Consider the following 6,000-nt stretch of genomic DNA (forward strand, 5'->3'; position numbering starts at 1 on the left):
GGAGGCAGAACATCATGGAACAGACAGAGAAGAACGAACCACAGCAGTCACAGGATAATGGACGAAGAGAAGATGATCGGATGTTAACGGTTGATGATATCCTCGATTTTTACGCCGGCGGCCGGAAAAAGCTTTTGCAGTGAAGGGGGTTACCTGAATGTTAAGTGAATACTTAATTGACCCAATAGACGAGGAATTTGAATTGTTGAATGAAGTATTGCCGTATGATTGATGACAGAACGAGATAAGTCGAGTAATATAAGAGCGTTTACAGTGAGGTTTTTTGCTGTAAACGCTCTTTGTCTTCAGGGTTGAAGCGCACTGGACATTAACCTGTGAAGTATGCTAATATTTCTCATATATGAAGGGATTTTGCTAGGTTGAGGTCTTCTTTGCTAACCCTGACATATACATATATTAATTAAATCGGGGTATGGCGCAGTCAGGTAGCGCGCACCCTTGGGGTGGGTGAGGCCGTGGGTTCGAATCCCGCTACTCCGATCCTAAATAAAGTTATGTGACGAGAATTAGCTCGCGCATAACTTTTTTTGTCCATAGTTCATTCTGTGACAATTTGAGCTTAATTGCTGCTTCTTCTCAAAGATGCTTTGGGGTGAAAATACTATGTTTCGAGGCTAGCGATTTTGATTGGTATCTCCGATAGAGTTTCGTTTATCGCTTGCTAACGCTGGTTAAATGTGATAAAATTTTTCTTGTTGTGAATTCGGTGGTCCGCTGCGGATGATGAGGGAGAACATGGGGTTCTCCGGAAGAGGCAAGAACACCTGAGTGGAAGGAGGGAGTCATAGATGAATATCGTACAAGCGATTACGCAAGAACAACTTCGCAAAGATATTCCGAGCTTTCGTTCCGGTGACACTTTGAAAGTGCACGTTAAGGTTATCGAGGGAACTCGTGAGCGTATCCAGCTATTTGAAGGTGTTGTAATTAAGCGTCGTGGCGGCGGAATCAGTGAGACTTTTACTGTTCGTAAAATTTCTAACGGTGTTGGTGTGGAAAGAACTTTCCCACTTCATTCCCCGAAACTCGATAAAATCGAAGTGGCTCGCCGTGGTAAAGTGCGTCGTGCGAAGCTGTACTATCTTCGTGAACTTCGCGGTAAAGCAGCGAGAATTAAAGAAGCGCGTCGTTAATTCGTTAACGATCAAGTGGGGGCTTGTATTTATTCAAGCCCCTTTACTATTTGTTTGAACAGCCGTTTTCGTTACATATTTTATGATAAAGTGAGGTTGCGAACTATGGAACAGCAATTTCAATCGGAGACGGGGCAATCCAGCGTACCGCAGGACCCGCCAAATAAAGAAAAGAACGAGGCTTTGGAGTGGCTAAAAGCCATAGTTATTGCTGTTGTGTTGGTTCTTCTTATCCGTTGGCTGTTCTTTGCTCCTTTTATTGTAGACGGAGAGTCGATGCAGCCGAACTTTCATACGAGCGAACGAATCATTGTTAACAAAATTCTGTATGACATTCGTGCACCAAAGCATGGTGAAGTCGTCGTGTTTCATGTGCCTTCGCAAGGCCGCGATTTCATCAAACGGGTTATCGGCGTTCCCGGTGACACCGTACAGATTGAGGGCGATACCGTTATGGTGAACGGGGAAGTGGTTGACGAAACATACATTAAAGACGTCATAACTGAGAAACATAATAATAATCAGCTTTATAATACAGAAGGAAATTTCCCGAATGAATTCGTCCCGGAGAGTACGGTTCCGGAGGGACATATCTTCGTGCTAGGGGATAATCGCTCGAACAGCACGGATAGCCGGAGAATCGGCTTCGTGCCGTACAAGGATATCGTCGGAAGAGCGGATCTCGTGTTCTGGCCTTTGAAGGATATTAAAGTGATCAAGCATAAATGAACACCCGGAAGCGGGATTAACGGGAGCTGAGGTGATGATATGACGATACAATGGTTTCCCGGACATATGACGAGAGCGCGCCGCCAGATTCAGGAGAAGCTGAAGCTGATTGACGTTGTAATAGAACTGCTGGATGCAAGGCTTCCTTTGTCTAGCCGAAATCCGATGATCGATGAAATATTGCAAGGAAAGCCGAGAATGATCCTGTTGAACAAAGCCGACCTGGCAGACCCTGCGATAACGCGTCAATGGATTGATTATTTTAAGGAAGAGGGCTTTGCTGCTGTTGCTGTAGATGCTTCCAGCGGGCAGGGTGTCAAAGAAATTCCTGCCTTGGCTAGAGAACTGCTGAAGGATAAGATCGAGAAGCAATTGGCTAAAGGCATGAACCCGAGAGCGGTCAGGGCGCTGATTGTCGGTATTCCGAACGTCGGCAAATCAACGCTCATTAACCGGATGGCAGGGCGAAATATCGCGGCGACCGGGGATCGGCCGGGAATTACGAAAGGCCAGCAGTGGATTAAAGTAGGCACAGAGATGGAACTGCTCGATACTCCAGGCATATTATGGCCTAAATTCGAGGATCAGAACGTAGGATATCGACTGGCCGTGACCGGGGCGATCCGTGAAGAAATACTGAATATTGAAGATATTGCTTTTTTTGCGGTGAAATATTTAGCGAAATATTATTGGGAGCCATTTGCGGAACGTTTTGAAATCGCAGAGGCCCCTCAGGATTTCGAGAACCCGGATGAAATTGTGGCTGTTATGGAAGCCGTAGGCCGTAAACGCGGCTGCTTGATCAGCGGCGGACGGGTGGATCTCGAGAAGGCATCCAGCGTGCTATTGCGCGAGCTGCGGGCCGGAAAGCTAGGAAGATATTCCCTAGAGGCTCCTTATTAAATCAAGGGTTAGACCGTCTTCCATCCAGGAAGGCGGTTTTTTATTTATGCTATTTACGGTGGCAAGTTAGCTGGATTATCGACAATCTTCCGGTTAGATTGTATAATCTTGTTGATTATACTTGATGGTGGTGTTGATCATTCTATATGTAATTTCGTTTATTATGTCGTTTCTTATCGTATATTTGCTTATTCCCCCTTTTGGAAGACTAGCGTTTCGGCTTGACTTCGTAGACAAACCAAGAAAGGATGTAGAGCGCAAGCTGCACCGCGAGCCGATTCCGCTGACGGCAAGTTACGTCATATTCATTGGTTTTTTTGTTACATATTTAGTTGTTGGCAGAGAGTTCAACTTGGAGACGTTGGCTATCTTTATCGGTGGAATATTGCTGCTGGTGATCGGTACGCTCGACGATTGGTATAAGACGAAGGGCAAGGATTTTCCGGCTCTTCCGAAACTGATTGTCCAAGTATCGGCTGCCGTGATCGTTTATGCGTCAGGCATTTCCTTTACCGGCTTTTTTAACCCAATCTCAGGGGAGTATGTTGTGCTGCCGGGAATATTGCAGTTTATCCTGACGATCCTGTGGATCTTCGGGGTAACCACGGTCATTAATTTCTCGGATGGTTTGGACGGGCTAGCTGGGGGACTATCCGCTATATCCGCGATTACCTTGTTCATCGTAGCAGTGACCAAAGGGCAATCCAATTCCGCGATCATGGCCATCATTCTCGTTGGAGTAGCACTTGCTTACTTACGTTACAATAAGCCGCCAGCCAAAATTTTTATGGGGGATGCGGGGGCAACGTTTCTCGGTTTTATTTTAGCGGTCATTGCTCTGGACGGTGCATTTAAGCAAGCTACAGTATTATCGTTGTTTATTCCTGTACTGGCGCTTGGTGTGCCGATTTTTGACAATCTTTTTGTCGTGATCAAACGCTTTTTACAGGGGAAATCGATTTATGAGGCGGATGCGAGCCAGGTGCACTATCGCTTGCTTCGGGCAGGCCTGACCCATCGACAAACCGTAATGTTTTTATGGTTGATCAGCACTTGTCTATGCTTGTCCTCGATCATACTGCTCCTTATTCAAACCTAGAGTATAAGTATATCTGGCCGGGAGAAGAGACCCGGCTTTTTATTTTGCTTAAAGTCTATATAAATCAGGCTCAGCTTCCGATATTACTGATATAACCAGACGTAGGGCTTGTATTCAGCAGGCATTCGGAATTTATAAGATCATTATGTTTCACGTGTCGGGACGGTGGGGTTTCAAAATACAAGGAGGCAAAATGAGTGATTTATTAGCGTATGAAAAAGAATATTGGCAGCGCTCGTTCCATCATATCGCCGGAATTGACGAAGTGGGCCGAGGCTGCCTGTTCGGTGACGTTGTTGCTGCGGCAGTCATCTTGCCGCATGGATTAATCTTAGAGGAAGTCAATGATTCGAAGAAGCTGACCGCCAAAAAGCGTGATAAACTATACGACATCATTATGAAAGAGGCGTTAGCTGTAGGCACGGGATTTGTTGATGCAGCGACGATTGACCGGCTGAACATCAAACAGGCGACGCGCCTGGCGATGAAGCAGGCTGTAGAGCAGCTTGCGATAAGACCGGATTTTCTCCTCGTAGATGCGGAGAAGGTTGATGTCGATATCGAGCAGATGGCGGTCATCAAAGGGGACGCCGTAAGTCAGTCTATTGCCGCAGCTTCCATCGTTGCCAAAGTGACCCGGGATCGCCTATGTCAAGGCGAATGGGATGTGCTGTATCCGGAATACGGAATTGCCACGCACAAGGGATATGCCACCAAGCTGCATCGGGAGCGTATTCAGGCTTTGGGCCCGACACCGATGCATCGCAAAAGCTTTATGCGCAATTTATTCGTACAGGAACAGACGTTGTTTTAATGCTTTTTCATTGACCCGTCTTAAGTAAGGCGGGTTTTCCGTATCATTGCTGCGATTACAGGAGGATGCTCATGAATATCGGACCGCTGCTGCGTAGTCTTATGGGGGATACCCGGCCGGGAGAACCGCGAGCGTTAGAACTAAAAACCGGACAAGTGGTTAGAGGGACTGTGCTGAGTGTCTCGGAGAATGGACAAGAAGCGGTAATTCAGGTACAAGGCGTGAAGCTTCACGCTGCCTTGGAGACTCCGCTTCGTCAAGGCGAAACGACGCTGCTGCAGGTTCAGCAGCCGTCAGCCGATGGCTTGGCCGTATTAAAGCCCGTCGGCTCCAATGGTTCGGCACCGATGTCCGCCGCTTCGCTGGCTAGCGCTCTGGCGGCCATGGGGCTGGAGGATACGGCAGCCAATCGGGAGCTTGTGCAGATGATGAGGGCGAGCGGGCTGCCGCTAACGAAAGAGAGCTTGCAAACCTTACAGCAGCTATCTTTGCATAAACCGGCGGCTGTTCCTTTATCGGAATGGATACAGACTGCAGGAATTGCTATGGGCCGGGGCCTCCCGCTTACTGGTGAGACGATCGCCGGCCTGCATCAGGCTGTATTTGGCGCGCCTCTTCACGAACTGCTCTCCACGTTGGATGAACTGCTTGGGAATTTTATTCGTTCAGCCGGAGGGAATGGTACGAAAGATGGAGCTGCGAATACGACTAACCCGCCTCAAGCGCAGGCTCAGGCGGCGGCTGGTCAGTCGTCTCCGAATGCATCGAATGTTGCTTCTATTCCAGCCAATGCCGCTAGCAGTATGTCTACGGCAAATCCAGCCGGAACTGTGGCCCATTCGGCGACAGGCTACCAAGCTGCGGGACTAATGGCGCAGAGCCGGCAGGCAGCTGTGCCGAGCGCCGGGGGATCCACTGAGGCGCTATTAGTCAAGCTGCAGCAGGTGCTGCAGGAGCTGCGCGGGGCGATGCCAACGCCGAGCGCAGCTCCAGCTGCGGATCGCGCAGCGGCAAGCCTGCAGCCGCATAGCCCTGCAGCCGCCATGCCTGCGGCGGCGGCACCGGCGCCTGCGGCGCAGGCGCAAGGCGAAGTGCCCCCAGGGCCTTCGCCCGCGCTGACGCGTCCCGCCACCGAGGCAGAGCCGTGGGTGGGACGCGTGCTGAAGCTGCTCGGTGCGGAGCACGAGCAGCAAGTGCTGCGCGCAGCCCCGGGCAGCGCGCAGGAGGCGCCGCCAGCCGCAGGGGCGGCGCAGCGGGCTGCCGCCGGAGGCGCAGAGGCGCCAGGCGGCAGTGGCCCTGTC

Annotated in this window: 6 protein-coding genes, 1 tRNA gene and 1 pseudogene; all 8 read left to right on the forward strand. The window is 49.9% G+C overall.

Annotation, left to right across the window (positions count from 1 at the left end):
- Nucleotides 1-14 precede the first annotated feature (14 nt).
- Nucleotides 15-143: a hypothetical protein gene (locus tag ACE3MQ_RS06815; protein ID WP_379391842.1), complete on the forward strand. Its 129-nt coding sequence runs from the start codon at nucleotides 15-17 to the stop codon at nucleotides 141-143.
- A gap of 284 nt (nucleotides 144-427) precedes the next feature.
- A tRNA-Pro gene (locus ACE3MQ_RS06820) sits at nucleotides 428-501 on the forward strand.
- Between the two features lie 308 nt (nucleotides 502-809).
- Nucleotides 810-1,154, forward strand: a complete 345-nt coding sequence (gene rplS / locus ACE3MQ_RS06825; protein WP_379391843.1) for a 50S ribosomal protein L19 — start codon at nucleotides 810-812, stop codon at nucleotides 1,152-1,154.
- 105 nt (nucleotides 1,155-1,259) lie between these two features.
- A complete protein-coding gene (gene lepB / locus ACE3MQ_RS06830) occupies nucleotides 1,260-1,883 on the forward strand; it encodes a signal peptidase I (RefSeq protein ID WP_379391844.1) in 624 nt (207 codons plus the stop codon).
- 39 nt (nucleotides 1,884-1,922) lie between these two features.
- A complete protein-coding gene (gene ylqF / locus ACE3MQ_RS06835; protein WP_379391845.1) occupies nucleotides 1,923-2,786 on the forward strand; it encodes a ribosome biogenesis GTPase YlqF in 864 nt (287 codons plus the stop codon).
- A 124-nt stretch (nucleotides 2,787-2,910) separates the two neighbouring features.
- A complete protein-coding gene (locus ACE3MQ_RS06840; protein WP_379391876.1) occupies nucleotides 2,911-3,885 on the forward strand; it encodes an MraY family glycosyltransferase in 975 nt (324 codons plus the stop codon).
- A gap of 193 nt (nucleotides 3,886-4,078) precedes the next feature.
- Complete coding sequence (locus tag ACE3MQ_RS06845) at nucleotides 4,079-4,699, forward strand: ribonuclease HII (RefSeq protein WP_379391846.1); 621 nt, start codon at nucleotides 4,079-4,081, stop codon at nucleotides 4,697-4,699.
- 71 nt (nucleotides 4,700-4,770) lie between these two features.
- Nucleotides 4,771-6,000, forward strand: a pseudogene (locus tag ACE3MQ_RS06850) (flagellar hook-length control protein FliK); the annotation flags it as partial.

This window comes from Paenibacillus lentus (genome assembly GCF_042714055.1).
Lineage (GTDB): Bacteria > Bacillota > Bacilli > Paenibacillales > Paenibacillaceae > Fontibacillus > Fontibacillus lentus_A.